The organism is Rhodovulum sp. BSW8 (assembly GCF_003314725.1).
In the GTDB taxonomy this organism is placed as follows: Bacteria; Pseudomonadota; Alphaproteobacteria; order Rhodobacterales; family Rhodobacteraceae; genus Rhodovulum; species Rhodovulum visakhapatnamense.
Genome location: NZ_QNVX01000053.1, coordinates 140,432 through 155,175 on the forward strand (window position 1 = coordinate 140,432; position 14,744 = coordinate 155,175).

The 14,744-nt window shown below is 68.7% G+C and carries 10 protein-coding genes and 1 pseudogene; 1 reads left to right on the plus strand and 10 read right to left on the minus strand.

The features are described from left to right. Nucleotides 1–2: 2 nt before the first annotated feature. From mvaD to DSD19_RS19360, 9 genes and pseudogenes are all read right to left on the minus strand, one after another. On the minus strand, nucleotides 3–1,031 hold the full coding sequence (gene mvaD / locus DSD19_RS19325; RefSeq protein WP_113670794.1) for a diphosphomevalonate decarboxylase: 1,029 nt from the start codon (nucleotides 1,029–1,031) through the stop codon (nucleotides 3–5). Next, complete coding sequence (locus tag DSD19_RS19330; protein WP_113670795.1) at nucleotides 1,024–1,956, minus strand: mevalonate kinase; 933 nt, start codon at nucleotides 1,954–1,956, stop codon at nucleotides 1,024–1,026. Before DSD19_RS19330 ends, mvaD begins: the two co-directional genes overlap by 8 nt. Next, the gene (locus DSD19_RS19335; protein ID WP_113670796.1) at nucleotides 1,953–3,071 is read right to left on the minus strand and encodes a mevalonate kinase; all 1,119 of its coding nucleotides are present in this window, start codon (nucleotides 3,069–3,071) and stop codon (nucleotides 1,953–1,955) included. The genes DSD19_RS19330 and DSD19_RS19335 overlap by 4 nt, the downstream gene beginning before the upstream one ends. Before the next feature lie 268 nt (nucleotides 3,072–3,339). Further along, complete coding sequence (locus tag DSD19_RS19340; protein ID WP_243628124.1) at nucleotides 3,340–4,665, minus strand: TRAP transporter large permease subunit; 1,326 nt, start codon at nucleotides 4,663–4,665, stop codon at nucleotides 3,340–3,342. Next, nucleotides 4,662–5,153: a TRAP transporter small permease subunit gene (locus DSD19_RS19345; protein ID WP_113670797.1), complete on the minus strand. Its 492-nt coding sequence runs from the start codon at nucleotides 5,151–5,153 to the stop codon at nucleotides 4,662–4,664. The genes DSD19_RS19340 and DSD19_RS19345 overlap by 4 nt, the downstream gene beginning before the upstream one ends. A 51-nt stretch (nucleotides 5,154–5,204) precedes the next feature. Continuing rightward, nucleotides 5,205–6,242, minus strand: coding sequence for a TRAP transporter substrate-binding protein DctP (gene dctP / locus DSD19_RS19350; RefSeq protein WP_113670798.1), 1,038 nt, complete (start codon nucleotides 6,240–6,242; stop codon nucleotides 5,205–5,207). A 28-nt stretch (nucleotides 6,243–6,270) separates the two neighbouring features. Next, complete coding sequence (locus DSD19_RS19355) at nucleotides 6,271–7,575, minus strand: hydroxymethylglutaryl-CoA reductase, degradative (protein ID WP_113670799.1); 1,305 nt, start codon at nucleotides 7,573–7,575, stop codon at nucleotides 6,271–6,273. A 454-nt stretch (nucleotides 7,576–8,029) separates the two neighbouring features. After that, on the minus strand, nucleotides 8,030–8,914 hold the full coding sequence (locus tag DSD19_RS22795) for a hypothetical protein (protein ID WP_371412641.1): 885 nt from the start codon (nucleotides 8,912–8,914) through the stop codon (nucleotides 8,030–8,032). Nucleotides 8,915–9,124: 210 nt separating this feature from the next. After that, a pseudogene (locus DSD19_RS19360) lies at nucleotides 9,125–11,611 on the minus strand (heme utilization protein); the annotation flags it as partial. Nucleotides 11,612–11,850: 239 nt separating this feature from the next. On the opposite strand from DSD19_RS19360, the gene DSD19_RS19365 reads away from it, so the two are divergent. Then, entirely contained in the window at nucleotides 11,851–13,710 is a 1,860-nt protein-coding gene (locus tag DSD19_RS19365) for an acetylglucosamine transferase (RefSeq protein ID WP_243628127.1), read from the plus strand. Nucleotides 13,711–14,155: 445 nt separating this feature from the next. On the opposite strand, the gene DSD19_RS19370 is transcribed toward DSD19_RS19365, so the two are convergent. After that, nucleotides 14,156–14,744 (minus strand): methyl-accepting chemotaxis protein (locus tag DSD19_RS19370; protein WP_243628129.1); only part of this gene is annotated, 589 nt, incomplete at its 5' end.

Sequence of the window (14,744 nt, forward strand, 5' to 3'; positions counted from 1 at the left end):
CCTCAGGGCCGGGGCTGCCCCGGGAACTTTGCCGCAGCCCCGAAGGGCTCGACGATGGCGGCATCGGGGAAAAGCTCCGCGATGCGGGATGTGCTGCTTTCCAGGAAAATCAGCTTGACGTTCGCGCCCGCATCCATCGTCGCATAGGCCTCGAGCCCGTCGCGGCGGGCCGCCCAGAGCCGGTCCAGCACCTGCCAGCTTTCCGGCTTCAGATAGGCCAGCGCCGGACGCGCCGCGATCATGGTGGCATGCATGCCCAGCGCATTGGCCTCGGTCACCTCTCCCAGGCGGATGAAATCGCGGGCCTCGATGGCGGCTTCGATGGCGGCGCAATCGGCCTCGGCCTGCGCGGGCCAGCCCGCGAACAGCGGGCTCGTCGCAACCGTATGGCCCATGCCATCGCGCGAGGACTGGCTTTTGGGGCCGGTATCGACCCGGACGATGGCGATGCGGAACTCGGGCCAGACCTCGGGCAGCGGGCGGGCGAAACTGTCGGTCCCGTCCTCGCGCGTGCCGCGCTCCCACCGCGCGAAGCCGTGCCAGAGCGACCGCGTGGCCGAGCCCGAACCGAACCGCGCCAGCATGCTGAGCGTATCGTCCGCCAGATCGAGCCCGAAACTGCCCGCAAGCGCCCGGGTCAGCGCGGCAAAGCCCGAGGCCGACGAGGCCAGCCCCGCCGCGGTCGGGATGGTGTTTTCGGTCCTGACATGCAGCGGCAGGGTCTGGCCGCGCCGGAACCGGTCGGCGAAGGCCACGACCTTGCGGGCAAAGCCGGTCTCGGGGGCCAGCCGCGCGCCGTTCAGCCAGACCGCGTCAGTGCCGTCCCCGGCGGGCTCGACCCGGGTCGTCGTGCCCCATTCCGCCAGCGAGATCGACAGCGAGCTGTTCAGCGGCAGGTTCAGCCCGGCATCGCGCTTGCCCCAGTATTTCGACAGCGCGATGTTGCTGGGGGCAGCCGCCGAGAAGGACACAGGGTCGGGCAGCCGCGCCGGAAGAACGGCGTCGAAGATCGCGCGGGCGCGGTCAGTCATCTATTCTCAGTCCCTCTTCTGCCAGCGCGACCGGCGTAAACCCCTCGGGCCGCGCGCCCAGGGCAAGCACGCAGTCGCCCAGCCCCGACCCCGTGATCTTGGCGCCCATCAGCCCCGGCGTGACTTTCGCCTCGGCGATGATCCGGCCCATCGTGTCGTCGCAGACCCCAAGTTCGGCCATCAAGCCCTGGTAGACCGTCAGCGCCGCGCCAAAGCCCGTCCAGTCGCGCCGCGTGGCGGCGGCGATGGTGGCCGCGGCGCAATCGCCCATCCGGTCGTAAAGCGCCGCGAACTCGGCCTCGCGGCCCTCCATCGCGGCGGCGACCCGGGCCAGAACCTCGGCCGTGGGGGTCTTGTAGCCCGCATGGCGCAGGCTGAGGGCAGGTGGCATCGGCAGCCGGTCGATCTGCGCGCGGGCCGCCTCGGGCGGCGCGCCGGTCAGCATGCCGGCACCAAGACGGTAGGCATTCATCCCGCCCTTGAGGCTGGCGGCCAGATCGGCGCCGCTGCCGCGGCCCTGAATCCGCCGGACGACGGCCAGCGCGTCGGTATGAAGCCCCTCGGTCGGTGCCCCGCTGAGGCGGGCGAAGGCGCCAAGCGCCGCCACCGTCACCGCCGCCGAAGACCCGAGCCCCAGCGTCGGGTCGATCTCGGACGCGATCTCCAGCCGGGCCCCGCCGGGCAGACGCCCGGCAAAGCGCGCCGCCGCGGCCAGCACGAAGCGATAGGGCCCCTCGACGACGATGGGGTCGAGCGGCACCGTGGCGGGCGGCGCGATGTCGGACAGGATCTGGAGTTGCCGCTCGGCCAGCGGGGTCACCTCGATGGTGATGCGCTGTTCGACCGCCGCAACGATGGCGGCATGGCCGTAGACCACCGCATGTTCGCCGGTGATCATGATCGAGCCGGGGGCGGAAACCTTCATTGCGGCGGTCCGAAGGCGGCCCCGGTCGGCGCGACGTGAAGCGGCGCCCAGCGCAGGTCGGGATGGGCGGCCATCAGCCGGTCCATCCCGGGTGCGTCGGGCAGATGCACGAGGATCACGCCGCCGCTTTCGCCCCGGATCGACCCGGCGCCGCAGATCTTGGCCGCGCCCCCCGCCAGTTCGACCTCGTCGACGAAACGCGCCGCGGCTTCGGGCACCACGCCGATATGGGTCAGCAGGCGGTGGTTCTCGCGCAGGCTCGCGACCGGCGAGCTGTCGGTCTCAAGCGCGGTCTGGAAGGCGTCGGTGCAAGCCTCAAAGCCCTGCCACAACGCCTGATCGGTGCCATGGGCCTCGCGCACGGCCGCGACGCATTCGCCGGTCGAGCTGGCGGGCTTGCCATGCAGCACCCAGTACCAGCCCTCGCCATGCCAGAGCCCGTGGCCGGGCGGGATGGCCGGGGCGAAGCGGCTGTCGCCCTGCACCCGGATCGCGCCGCCATGGGTCACCGCCGCCGCGTCGATGGCGCCGCCCTTGCCGTGCTGCAGCCGCTCGCAGAAGCGGACCCATTCAAAGCGTTCCTCGGTGCTGTGCAGCCGGTCGAGCAGGGTCTCGTAAAGCACCATGGTCGCCGCGATGATCGAGGCCGACGAGCCCATCCCCGCCCCGACCGGCAGCGCGCTGGTGCCGCCAAGCTGGCCCGGCACCGGCAGGCAATGTCCCGGGCTCTTGCCCGGCATCGGCAACCGCTGCGCCAGCGACATCAGCGTATAGACGATCAGGTCGTCGGGCCGCTGCAGGATCTGCTGGACCTTCAGCTCGCCGCGCAGGAAGGACTCGAACCGGCGGTCGAGCGACTGCTTGAAATGGCTCAGCGCCGAAAGCGGATAGAACGCGCCCTGCGAGACCTGAGCGAAGACGGTCTTCAGCCCGTCGCTGGGATGGATCGGACGAAACCAGACCTCGGTATAGATCGCGACGGCCACGGCGAGCGCGGGCGCGCCATAGACCACCGCATGTTCGCCCGAAAGGATGATCTTGCCCGGCGCGTGGGCGCGCGAGGCATCCTCGGGCAATGTCTCGGCAGTGCCTTGGGGGGCGGTCGCGACGCTCATCCGGCGCCTCTGCAATGGGGGAAGCGCATCCCCGCGGCCTTCCCCGGAAGAGGCGGGCGATGGCCGGGTTGCAAGATAAACAGATGCGCCACGCGAAACTCCGCGACGCCGGTATCGATCCTGCCAGATCCGGAAAGGCCGAGGATGTCGCTGCGGCGTCGCCGTCCCATACCGCCGACTGCCCGGCTGCGCCAAGCCCAAACCGTCCCCGGGGGACGTCGCGTCGCACCCCTGCCGGGGTCGGCGCCCGGGGTTTGCGGGGCCTCCGTCATTTCAGGCTGGGCAGCAGGGTTTCGGGCAGCCAGGTGACGATCCCCGGAAACACCACGAACAAGAGCAGCACGGCCAGCTGGATCAGGAAGAAGGGCACGATCCCGCGATAGACCTGCCCGATGCCCAGCCCCGGCGGCAGCACGCCCTTGAGGTAGAACAGCGTATAGCCGAAGGGCGGCGTGATATAGGCCATCTGCGCGGTGATCATGAACAGAACCCCGAACCAGAGCGGATCGAAGCCCAGCGCCTTGACGATGGGCAGGAAGACCGGAACGCACAGCAGGATGATCCCGATCTCGTCGAGAAAGAGCCCGAGGAAGACCAGCACCAGCACCATCGCGCCCAGCACGACCCAGCGCGAGGTCTCGAGCCCCTCGACGAAGCCCAGCAGCGAATCCGCCCCGCCGGTCGCGGCAAAGACCGACACGAAGGCCCGGGCGCCGATGGTGATCCAGAGGATCATCGCCGTCACCCGAAGCGTATCCCCCGCCGCCTCGGACAGCATCGGCAGGCTGAGCTTGCGCGTGACCAGCGCCGACAGCGCGGCGCCCAGCACGCCCACCGCCGCCGCCTCGGTCGGCGTCGCCAGCCCGGCATAGATCGAGCCCAGAACGCCCGACACCACGACGGCGGGCAGGATCAGGCTTTTCAGTTTGGCAAGCTTCACCCCCAGCGGCAGGGTCGCCACATCGGACGGCTTCGGCGCCAGCGCGGGATTGATCGCGGTCCGGATCAGGACATAGGCCGAATAGCTGGCCGCCAGGATCAGCCCCGGCACGATGCCTGCGGCGAACATCTGGCCGATCGACATCTGGGCGGTGATCGCATAGACGATCGTCACGACCGAGGGCGGGATCAGGATACCCAGCGTACCGCCCGCACAGATCGCGCCAAGGGCCAGCGGCGGATGATACCCCCGCGCCAGCATCGAGGGCAGCGCCAGGATGCCCATTGCCGCCACCGCCGCGCCGACGACCCCGGTCATGGCCGCCAGAATGGTACAGATCGCGATGGTGCCGACCGCAAGCCCGCCATTGAGCCGCGAGAACCAGGTTTCCATCGCCTCGTAAAGTGCCTCGATGATGCCGGACTTTTCCAGGATCGCGGCCATCAGCACGTAAAGCGGGATCGCCATCAGCGATTCCGAGGTCATCGTCTCGAAGGTGTTCAGCACCGCAACGATCAGCGCCGACGGCCCCCACAGAAGAATGGTCGAGATGAAGGCGATGGCGCCCAGCACGAAGGCAAGCCCCGCGCCGCTCAGCATGAAGGCCACGAGCGCGGTGAACATGAAGACAAGGACCAGAGAGCTTTCGATCACGCCGCATCCGCCCCCTTGATCGCGAAGACGGCATCGGCCGCCGCCTGCAGGATCAGCAGCCCCGCGCAAAGCGGCAGGAAGGCCTTGGCGGGCCACACGACCGGGTTCCAGGCGGAATAGCTGGTTTCGCCATAGCTGATCGACTGCGCGACCAGCGGCAGGCTGAACCACAGCAGGATCAGCCCGAAGGCCGCAGCCAGCGCCAGCCCCGCCAGATGCAGAAGGACCGCCAGCCCGCCGGTCGCCCGGGCCGACAGCAGATCGACCGCGACATGGCCGCCCAGATGCAAAAGGTACGGCCCGCCCAGAAGGAAGAACGGCCCGAAGATCAGCGTCGCCAGTTCCGGCGCCCAGGAGGTGGGATGGGCCAGGAAATAGCGCGACACCACCTCCCACAGCATCAGCAGCACGATGGCGTAGACCAGCCATTTCGCAATGCCGAAAAGCCCGCGGTTGAGGGCGGTGATAAGCCGGGCCAGTGTCGTCATCGGATGCTCCGCTTGAGGTACCGGCCCCAAGGGGCCGGCACCGGGTCAGGCCTAGAGAAGGCGCAGGTCCTTCATCAGCGCGACCTGCGAGTCCATCATGCGACGGGACAGATCGTCGGTGGCGGCCTCGGCCCAGAACTCGACCGCCCGGCCGCGCGCCTCGGCGACGTCCTCGGGATCGAGTGTCAGGATCTCGACCCCCGCCTCCTCGAACTTGGCCAGGTATTCGCCGTTCGACACGATGATGTTCTGGCGCAGCGTCCCCGAGATTTCGCGCGCGGCCACCGCCAGCGCCGCCTTCTTCTGGTCGTCGAGCGCCTCATAGGCGCGGGTATTGGCGACATAGGAGGTGGCGGTCGTCGGCTGGTGCACCCCGGGCAGGATCAGGAAGGGCGCGACCTCGTGCAGGCCCTCTTCGTAATTGGCCTTGATGTCGCCGCGATCGGCAATGTCGATCAGCCCCTTGTCGAGCGCCGAATAGACCTCTGAGGTCGGCAGCGGCGAGACCGAGACGCCGAACCGCGCCATCACCGCCGAAGCGAGCCCCACAAAGCGGCCCTTGAGCCCGTTCATGTCGGCGATCTTGCGGATCGCGACCCGCGAATGGATCGGCTCCTCGCCATAGACGGTGGGGGCGACATAGGTCAGCCCGGCGGGGGCATAGCTTTCGCGCACCAGATCCAGACCGTCGCGTTCGTAGAACCAGGCTTCGTACTGGTCGGCCTCGGGAAAGCCGAAGGGCACGGTCGAGGAAAAGCCATGCGCCGGGATCTTGCCCGCGGTATAGCCGTCGAAGGTCTTCATCATCTCGAAGGCGCCGCCCCGGACCGCGTCGAAGGCCTGGGCCGAGGGCACGATCTGCCCGCCCGAAAACGGCGTGATCTCGAAGGTGCCGCCGGTCAGCTCGGCCACGCGGGCGCAGAAGTCTTCCTCGTAGCGCATCGGCGTGGTGCCGCCGCCCCAGAGCGCCTGCATCCGCCATTTCGTGACGCCTTGCGCGCGGGCCGCGCCGGTCGACAGGATCGCGGGCGCGGCAAGCGCGGCCGCACCGCCGAGATGCAGGATCTTGCGTCGGGTCGTCTGGGTCATGGGTAACTCTCCCGGATTTTTAACTGAGTCAGGCACCTTCAAGAACCTTCTTGGCATGGGCGACGCTGACGTCGCCCGCCGCGACGATGGCCTTGGCCACCCGGTCGATATCGCCCCCCGTCGCCCCGGCAGTGATGGCGATGTTGCGGGCATGAAGCGTCATGTGTCCGCGCTGGATGCCCTCGGTCGCCAGCGCCCGCAGCGCCGCCATGTTCTGCGCAAGCCCGACCGCCGCCGTCACCTCGGCCAGTTCCTGCGCCGAGCCGATCCGCATCAGCCTGAGTGCGGCCTGCGCCGCCGGATGGGTGCGCGTGGCGCCCCCCACGATGCCCAGCGCCATCGGCATTTCCAGCGTGCCGACCAGCGCGCCGTCGGCCGCGATTTCCCAAGTGGTCAACGAGGTATAGCGCCCCGAACGCGCGGCATAGGCATGCGCCCCCGCCTCGATCGCGCGCCAGTCGTTGCCGGTCGCGACGACCACCGGGTCGATGCCGTTCATGATGCCCTTGTTATGGGTCGCGGCGCGGTAGGGATCGATCAGCGCCAGCGCGCAGGCCTCGACGATCCGCCGCGCGACCTCGGCCCCGTCATGGGCCCTGGTGGTCAGCGCCTCGAAAGGCACCCGGACGCTGGCGGTCACCACCCGCCGGTCGGCGAGGTTCGACAGGATGCGCAGCCGCACCTGCCCGCCCGAGATCGCCTCGACCCGGGGCGCCAGCAGCTCGGCCATGGAATTGACCGCATTGGCCCCCATCGAGTCGCGCACATCGACCAGCAGGTGCATCACCACCATCGGTCCGATGGGCGAAGCTGAGAAGACCTCGATCTCGATATCCTTGCAGCCGCCGCCCAGGCCCACCAGCACGCTGTCGCGGGTATTGGCCAGCGCGATCAGCTCGTCGCGATGCGCCAAAAGCGCCGCGCGCGCGCCGAACGGATCGCCAAGCCCCACGATCTGGATCTGGGCACGCATGATCGGCGCGGTCGAGCTGACGGTGAAGCCGCCGCCCGCCCGCGCGAGCTTGGCCATGTAGGAGGCCGCCGCCACGACCGAGGGTTCCTCGACCGCCATCGGCACCAGATACTCGCGTCCGTTCACAACGAAATTGGTGGCCACGCCCAGCGGCAGCTCGAAGGTGCCGATGACGTTCTCGATCATGCCATTGGCGACCGAAAGCGGCAGGGCGGTCGCATCCGACAGTGCCTCCATCGCCGCGCCGTCGAGACCGGTCGCCGCGGCAACGGCCGCGCGCCGGTCGGCGGGCTCGCTGTCGCGCAATCCCTCGATCCGCGACCTGACGCCGGATTTGGGTGCCGTTGGGCTGTCCGTCATTCTTGCCTCCTCCCGAAACTCAGGCGGACCGATGCCGCCTTCGATTCGGAATTATCCTGACATTTGGGCAAATTCCACCGGACTGCACCCAGAATGTTGGCACCTGCAGGTCGGGACGCCACGGGCGAAGACGGTTTCACCCTGGGCTGCGGCCCCCCGCATCGGCACTTTCGCGCCTCCCGATAGGCCCGGGGGCCGCGGAACACAGGCCCGCATCTTGCCGCACCGTCCGGCCGGGCGCGCCACCCGGGCTCGGGCAAAAGGGCCGCGACCCCGGGGCCTTGGGCCGCCCGCCCCTGCGGCGACAGAAGGTCCGGGCGCGCGCTTCTGTCAACGCCACCCGCCGGTCCGCCGACACCGCTGCGCGGCAAAGGAAAAGGCCGATGCCCTTCTGGGGGCACCGGCCATCGAAAGGTGTTTCGGGGCCGGCGCGGCGGCCGGCCCCGGGTCCGGATCAGAGGAACAGCGCGTTCAGCTGCGCTGTCGACATGGCCGCCAGCTGGGTCGAGGTGAAGGCCTCGGTCTGGGTATCGCTCAGCGCCGCGATGTCCTGGGTCTGCAGGGCCGCGACCTGGGCCGTGGTCAGCGCCGCGATCTGCTGCGAGTTGAACCCACCCATCTGGTTGGTCGTAAAGGCCTGGATCGCCGCGGTGCCCATTCCGACGATGCTGGAGGTCGAGATATTCCCGATCTGCAACGTGGACAGCGCGGTGATCTGTCCGGTGGTCAGCGCCGCCGCCTGGGCCGAGGTCAGCCCCGCGATGCCGGTCGAGCTCAGCCCCTTGATCGCCGAGGTGTCGAGCTTGACCAGATCCGCGGTTTCCATCGCCGCGATCTGGGTCGAACTGAAGGCCGCGACCTGGGTCGAGGATAGTTCGGCCGCCTGCGCGGTCGAGATCGCCACGACATTCGCAGTACTGAGCCCGGAGATCGCCGAAGAACCCAGAACCTTGATCTGATCGGTCGAGAGCTTGGCCAGTTGCGCCGTGGTCAGCCCCTCGGTCTGGGTGGCGCCAAGGCCCTTGAGCGCCAGCGTTCCCAGCGCGCCGATCTGCGCGGTGGTCATCGCCGCCATCTGGGTCGAGGACAGCTCGCCCATCATCGAACTGCTGAGAACCGCGGTCTGCGCCGTGGTGATCGCCGCGACCTGCGCCGTGGTCAGACCCGACACCTGGTCGGCCCCGAACCCGCGGATCGCCGAGGTGTCGAGCTTGACCAGATCGGCGGTTTCCATCGCCGCCATCTGGGCCGAGCCCAGCGCCGCGATCTGCACCGAGCTCAGCTCGGCCGCCTGCGCCGTGGTCAGGGCGACGATGCTGGCCGTACCGAGCCCCGACATGGCCGAGCTGCCCAGCGCCTTGATCTGGTCGGTCGACAGCTTCGCCATCTGCGCCGTGGTCAGGCCCTCGGTCTGGGTCGCGGTCAGGCCGCGCAGCGACCGCGAGGTCAGGGCGCCGATCTGCGCGGTGGTCATCGCCCCCATCTGGGTCGAGGACAGGCCCGACAGCGTGATGTCGGTCAGCACCGCCGCCTGCGCCGTGGTCAGTGCCGCGACTTGCGCCGTGGTCAGCCCCGCCACCTGATCGACCCCGAGGCCCCGCATCGCGGAGGTGTCGAGCTTGACCAGATCGGCGGTTTCCATCGCCGCGACCTGGGCCGAGCTCAGCGCCGAGACCTGGGTCGAGGAAAGTTCCGCCGCCTGCGCCGTCGAGATTGCCACGATATTCGCGGTGCTCAGCCCCGAGATTGCCGACGAGCCCAGAACCTTGATCTGGTCGGTCGAAAGCTTGGCCATCTGCGCCGTCGTCAGACCCTCGGTCTGGATGGCGCCAAGGCCCTTGAGCGCCAGCGTTCCCAGCGCGCCGATCTGCGCGGTGGTCATCGCCGCCATCTGGCTCGAGGACAGCTCTCCCAGCATGGAACTGCTGAGAACCGCGGTCTGCGCCGTGGTGATCGCCGCGACCTGCGCGGTGGACAGGCCGTCGATCTGGTCGGCGGCAAGCCCGCGGATCGCCGCCGTCGACAGCTTGACGAGATCGGCGGTTTCCATCGCCGCCATCTGGGTCGAACTCAGCGCCCGCAGCTGAACCGAGGACAGTTCCGCTGCCTGTGCAGTCGAGATCGCCACGATGTTCGCGGTGCTCAGCCCCGACATGGCCGAGGCGCCAAGCCCCTTGATCTGGTCGGTCGAGAGCTTCGCCAGCTGCGCCGTGGTCAGGCCCTCGGTCTGGGTCGCGCCAAGCCCCTTGATCGAACGCGAGGTCAGCGCGCCGATCTGTGCGGTGGTCATCGCCGCCATCTGGGTCGAGGACAGCCCGCCCAGGGCCGTATCGCTGAGGACCGCGGCCTGCGCGGTGGTCAGCGCGGCGACCTGCGCCGTGGTCAGGCCTTCGACCTGATCCTCGCCCAGCGCCTTCACAGCCAGGGTGGTCAGCTTGACCAGGTCGGCTGTTTCCATCGCCGCCATCTGGGTCGAGCTCAGCGAGCGGATCTGTGCCGAAGACAGTTCCGCCGCCTGCGCCGTCGAGATCGCCACGATGTTGGCGGTGCTCAGCCCCGACATCGCCGAGCCGCTCAGCGCCTTGATCTGTGCGGTCGACAGCTTCGCCAGCTGCGCCGTGGTCAGGCCCTCGGTCTGGGTCGAGGTCAGCCCCTTGATGGCGATCGAACTCATCGCCCCGATCTGGGCGGTGGTCACTGCCGCCAACTGGGTCGAGGACAGGCTGCCCAGCATGGTGCTGCTCATCACCGCGGCCTGGGCCGTGGTGATCGCGGCAACCTGAGCGGTCGAAAGCCCGTCGATCTGGTCAGAGGCAAGTCCGCGGAACGCGGCGGTCGACAGCTTGACGAGATCGGCGGTTTCCATCGCCGCCATCTGGGTCGAGCTCAACGCCTTCAGCTGCACCGAGGACAGTTCGGCCGCCTGCGCGGTCGAGATCGCCACGATATTGGCCGTGCTCAGCCCCGCCATCGCCGAGCTGCCCAGCGCCTTGATCTGTGCGGTCGACAGCTTCGCCAGCTGTGCCGTGGTCAGACCCTCGGTCTGGGTCGCCGTCAGGCCCTTGATCGAGATCGAGGTCAGCGCACCGATCTGCGCGGTGGTCATCGCCGCCATCTGGGTCGAGGAAAGCCCCGACAACGACACACTGCTCAGCACCGCCGCCTGCCCCGTGGTCAGCGCCGCCACCTGGCCGGTGGTCAGGCCGGCCACCTGGGTCCTGCCAAGGCCTTTGACCGCAACCGTCGACAGCTTGACCAGATCGGCGGTTTCCATCGCGGCGACCTGGGTCGAACTCAGCGCCGCGACCTGCTTGGAGGAGATCTCGGCCGCCTGGGCGGTCGACAGCGCCACGATATTGGCGGTGCTCAGACCCTTCATCGCGGACACGCCCAGCGCCTTGATCTGCGCGGTCGACAGCTTCGCGACCTGCGCCGTGGTCAGACCTGCGGTCTGGGTCGAGGTCAGGCCCTTGATCGCGATCGAGGTCAGCGCCCCGATCTGCGCCGTGGTCAGGGCCGCCACCTGGGTCGAGGACAGGCCCGACAGGGTTAGGCTGCTCAGCACCGCGGTCTGCGCGGTCGTCAGCGCCGCGACCTGGCCGGTGGTCAGACCCGCCACCTGCGTCTTGCCGAGGCCCTTGACGGCAATCGTCGACAGCTTGACCAGATCGGCGGTTTCCATCGCCGCGACCTGGCTGGAACTGAGCGCCGAGACCTGCCGCGAGGACAGTTCGGCCGCCTGCGCGGTCGTCAGCGCCACGATATTGTCGGTCGACAGGCCGCGAATGGCCAGCGACGACAATTGCTTAAGCTGCGCGGTCGAGAATTTGGCCATCTGGGCCGTGGTCAGGCCCGAGGCCTGGACCGAGCCGATGCCGCGGATGGCCATGGTGGTCAGGGCGCCGACCTGAGCCGTCGTCATAGCCCCCATCTGTGCCGAACTGATACTGGCGATGTCGCTGCTGGTCAGCGAGGCGATTGTTGCAGTTGTCAACGCCGCGATCTGCGCGGTCGACAGGTTACTGAGGGTCGACATGGGCTCTGGGTCCGACTCGGGGGGCGACGCCTCGGCTTCTCGCGCGCATCTGCCTGACAGTCGAAGTCCTGCTGACTTCGGATCCGCGCCAGCCTGCCGCGCAACCCGTAAAGAAGCTGCTAATCGGCAAGAAGCGTCGTCGGACACTCTCGATAAAGATCGCGGCGTTTTTTGGGCTCGAATGGCAATCCCGTCTTAACCGCTAAGCGCGAGTTTGCCTCAAACCGAGGAGAGTGCCGATGACCGATATGTCCCAGACCGTGTTCCTGCCCTCCGGCGGCCCGACGCCGCCGGCCGGGTTCCTGTCGCGCACCGGCCGGACGGACCCGGACCCCGTTCCCGACCTCGACGCTCTCACCCGAATGACCGCGGCCTGCGCCGACGCCGCCGCCGTGGTCGATCTGGCCAGCCGCGCCCCGCAGTCAGCGGCCGCGATCTACCGCATCTGGCTGGACCGGAACGGCGCGCGTCCCGATGCCTGGGCCGCCTGGTTCAACCTCTCGGTGCTGCTGAACGTGGCGGGCGATCTCGCCGGAACCTATGACGCGGCGGTGCAGGCGCTCCGGATGAAACCGGACTTCTGGCAGGCCGCGCTCGCCGCGGGCCAGGCCGCCGAGGCGCTCGGCGACCGTGCCGCGGCCATCGCCTTCCTGCGCCAGGCGCTGCCGCCGGCCGAGGGCCGGGTGGCGCTGCACAAGCAGCTGGGGCGGATGCTGGAACTCGACAAGAGCCTCGGCGCCTCGGCCGAAGAGCTGCGCGCCTCGCTGCTGATCGAACCGCACCAGCCGGACGTGATCCAGCATCTGGTGCATACCCGCCAGAAGATGGCGGCCTGGCCGCCTGCCGAGCTTGCGGTGCCGGGGCTCGGCACCGCCGAGGCCGAACTCTGGTGCGGCCCGCTGGCCACGCTCGCACTGCATGACGACCCCGAGATGCAGCGCCGCGTCGCCGCCGACTGGATCGCGCGGAACGTCCCCGATCCGGGCGAACGCCTCGCGCCCCCCGACGGCTACCGGCACGACCGGATCCGGCTGGGCTATCTGTCGTCGGACTTCTGCCGCCACGCCATGAGCTATCTGATCGCCGAACTGCTGGAACGCCACGACCGCAGCCGGTTCGAGGTCACCGGCTATTGTGTCTCGCCCGAAGACGGCAGCGATGTGCGTGCCCGCATCCTTGCGGCGCTCGATCACCATGTCCCGGTCGGGACCATGACCGACGAAGAGGCCGCGCGGCGCATCCGGGCCGACGAGATCGACATCCTGATCGACCTGAACGGGCTGACCAGCGGCGGCCGCCCGGGCATCCTGCGCTGGAAGCCGGCGCCGGTCCAGGCCACCTATCTGGGCTATATCGGCTCGGTTCCGGTTCCCGAACTCGACTGGCTGCTGTGCGACGCGATCACTGTGCCCGAGGAAGAAACCGCCCGCTATTCCCCTGCCCCCTTGCGGATCGAGGGCTGCTATCAGGCCAATGACGGCCGCCAGCCCGACCTTCCCGCGGTCAGCCGCGCCAGCGAAGGCCTTCCCGAGGACCGCTTCGTCTTCGTCTGCGTCTCGCATCACTACAAGATCACCGAACCCGTCTTCGCCGCCTGGTGCAGGATCGCGGCAGCCGCGCCCGAGACGCTGTTCTGGCTGATCGAGGACACGCCCGAAAGCGTCGCCGCCCTGTCTGCGCGCTGGCAAGCATCAGGCCTCGCGCCCGACCGGCTGATCTTTGCGCCCCGGGTCGATCCGGCACGTTACCGGGCACGGCTCGCACTTGGCGATCTCTTCCTCGACACCACCCCCTACAATGCCGGGACCATCGCCTCGGACGCCCTGCGGATGGGGTTGCCTGTGCTGACGATGGCGGGACGCACCTTCTCGGCCCGGATGGGCACGAGCCTTCTGACCGCCGTCGGACTGACCGACTGCATCGCCACCGGCCCCGAAGACTATGTGTCCCGCGCCGTGGCGATGGCGACCGATCCGGCCCGCCGCCCGGCGTTGCGCGGCCCGGCCCTTGCGGCCCGCTGGACCGAAACCCTCGGCGACTGCGCCGACTTCGCCCGCCGCTTCGAAACCGCTCTGGTCTCGGTCGTGAAGCGCCCCTGAACGGCATCGTCTCTCCCGATCTCACGGCTGGGATCGTCTGGCAAATCAATGAACGCCCCGGAATGGAAAGCCATCCGGCGCGTTCGTTCGCAAAGGGTGCATACTCCCTCCGAGGCCGACAGATTTCGGCGAAAGCTGACCGGACCAAAGGGGACGATGGCACTGCGTCTGTGAGGCACAGTCGCGGTCCGGGAAGCTGCCGCGCGCTAGGGGCAGGGCACAGAGGATCGCCAAGGTTCCGGCGGCATCGTAGCTTCCGGCAAAGAGGGAGTTCCTTTTCCAAACCATGATGACGCACATGCAACGCCTTGATCGTATTGCTGTCGATCTCGAGGTGGCCGTCGAACAAGGTCATGCCGTACGTCTACGGCCAAGAGCGCGCGCCTTTTCGAAGTGGCGATGGCCCTGCGCCATGCCCGGATTCTGGTGCCAGGCAGCGGGGGTGTCAGAAATCCTGCCAGCCCCCCTCGTTGGCCGCACGCTTCCTGGACTCGCGTGCGGCGGGAGCATCCTTGACGTCGAATGACGGGATTTCGCTGCGAGGCTCGGGCCGGATCGCGGAAGCCACGACCGCCCCGCTGCGCAGCCGGAACCTCGCCACCTGGGATTGAAGCGCCTGAGACTCCTGCTTGAGCGTCGTGGCTGCCGCGTTCGCCTCCTCGACCATGGCGGCGTTCTGCTGGGTAACCTTGTCAAGTTCGTTGATGCCGACATTGATCTCGCCCAGCCCCACCGACTGTTCCTGCGCACCGGTCGCGATGTCGCCGATCAGCACCGCGATGTTGCCGACACGCTCGACGATGTCGGTCAGCGCCTCGCCGGTGCGGTTGACCAGCGCGACACCGGATTCGACCTGATCGGAACTGGACGAAATCAGCGTCTTGATCTCTTTCGCGGCCTCGGAGGACCGCTGCGCCAGCGCCCGTACCTCTGACGCCACGACAGCGAACCCGCGTCCGGCCTCGCCCGCCCGCGCCGCCTCGACGCCCGCGTTCAGCGCCAGAAGGTTGGTCTGGAAGGCGATGTCGTCGATC

Bases quoted from the DNA above. Each gene is read 5' to 3' on its own strand.
- mvaD (WP_113670794.1), bottom strand. From the start codon at position 1,031: ATGACTGACCGCGCCCGCGCGATCTTCGACGCCGTTCTTCCGGCGCGG.
- DSD19_RS22795 (WP_371412641.1), bottom strand. From the start codon at position 8,914: ATGTCGGGGCTCGGTACGGCCAGCATCGTCGCCCTGACCACGGCGCAG.
- DSD19_RS19365 (WP_243628127.1), top strand. From the start codon at position 11,851: ATGACCGATATGTCCCAGACCGTGTTCCTGCCCTCCGGCGGCCCGACG.
- dctP (WP_113670798.1), bottom strand. From the start codon at position 6,242: ATGACCCAGACGACCCGACGCAAGATCCTGCATCTCGGCGGTGCGGCC.
- DSD19_RS19355 (WP_113670799.1), bottom strand. From the start codon at position 7,575: ATGACGGACAGCCCAACGGCACCCAAATCCGGCGTCAGGTCGCGGATC.
- DSD19_RS19345 (WP_113670797.1), bottom strand. From the start codon at position 5,153: ATGACGACACTGGCCCGGCTTATCACCGCCCTCAACCGCGGGCTTTTC.
- DSD19_RS19330 (WP_113670795.1), bottom strand. From the start codon at position 1,956: ATGAAGGTTTCCGCCCCCGGCTCGATCATGATCACCGGCGAACATGCG.
- DSD19_RS19335 (WP_113670796.1), bottom strand. From the start codon at position 3,071: ATGAGCGTCGCGACCGCCCCCCAAGGCACTGCCGAGACATTGCCCGAG.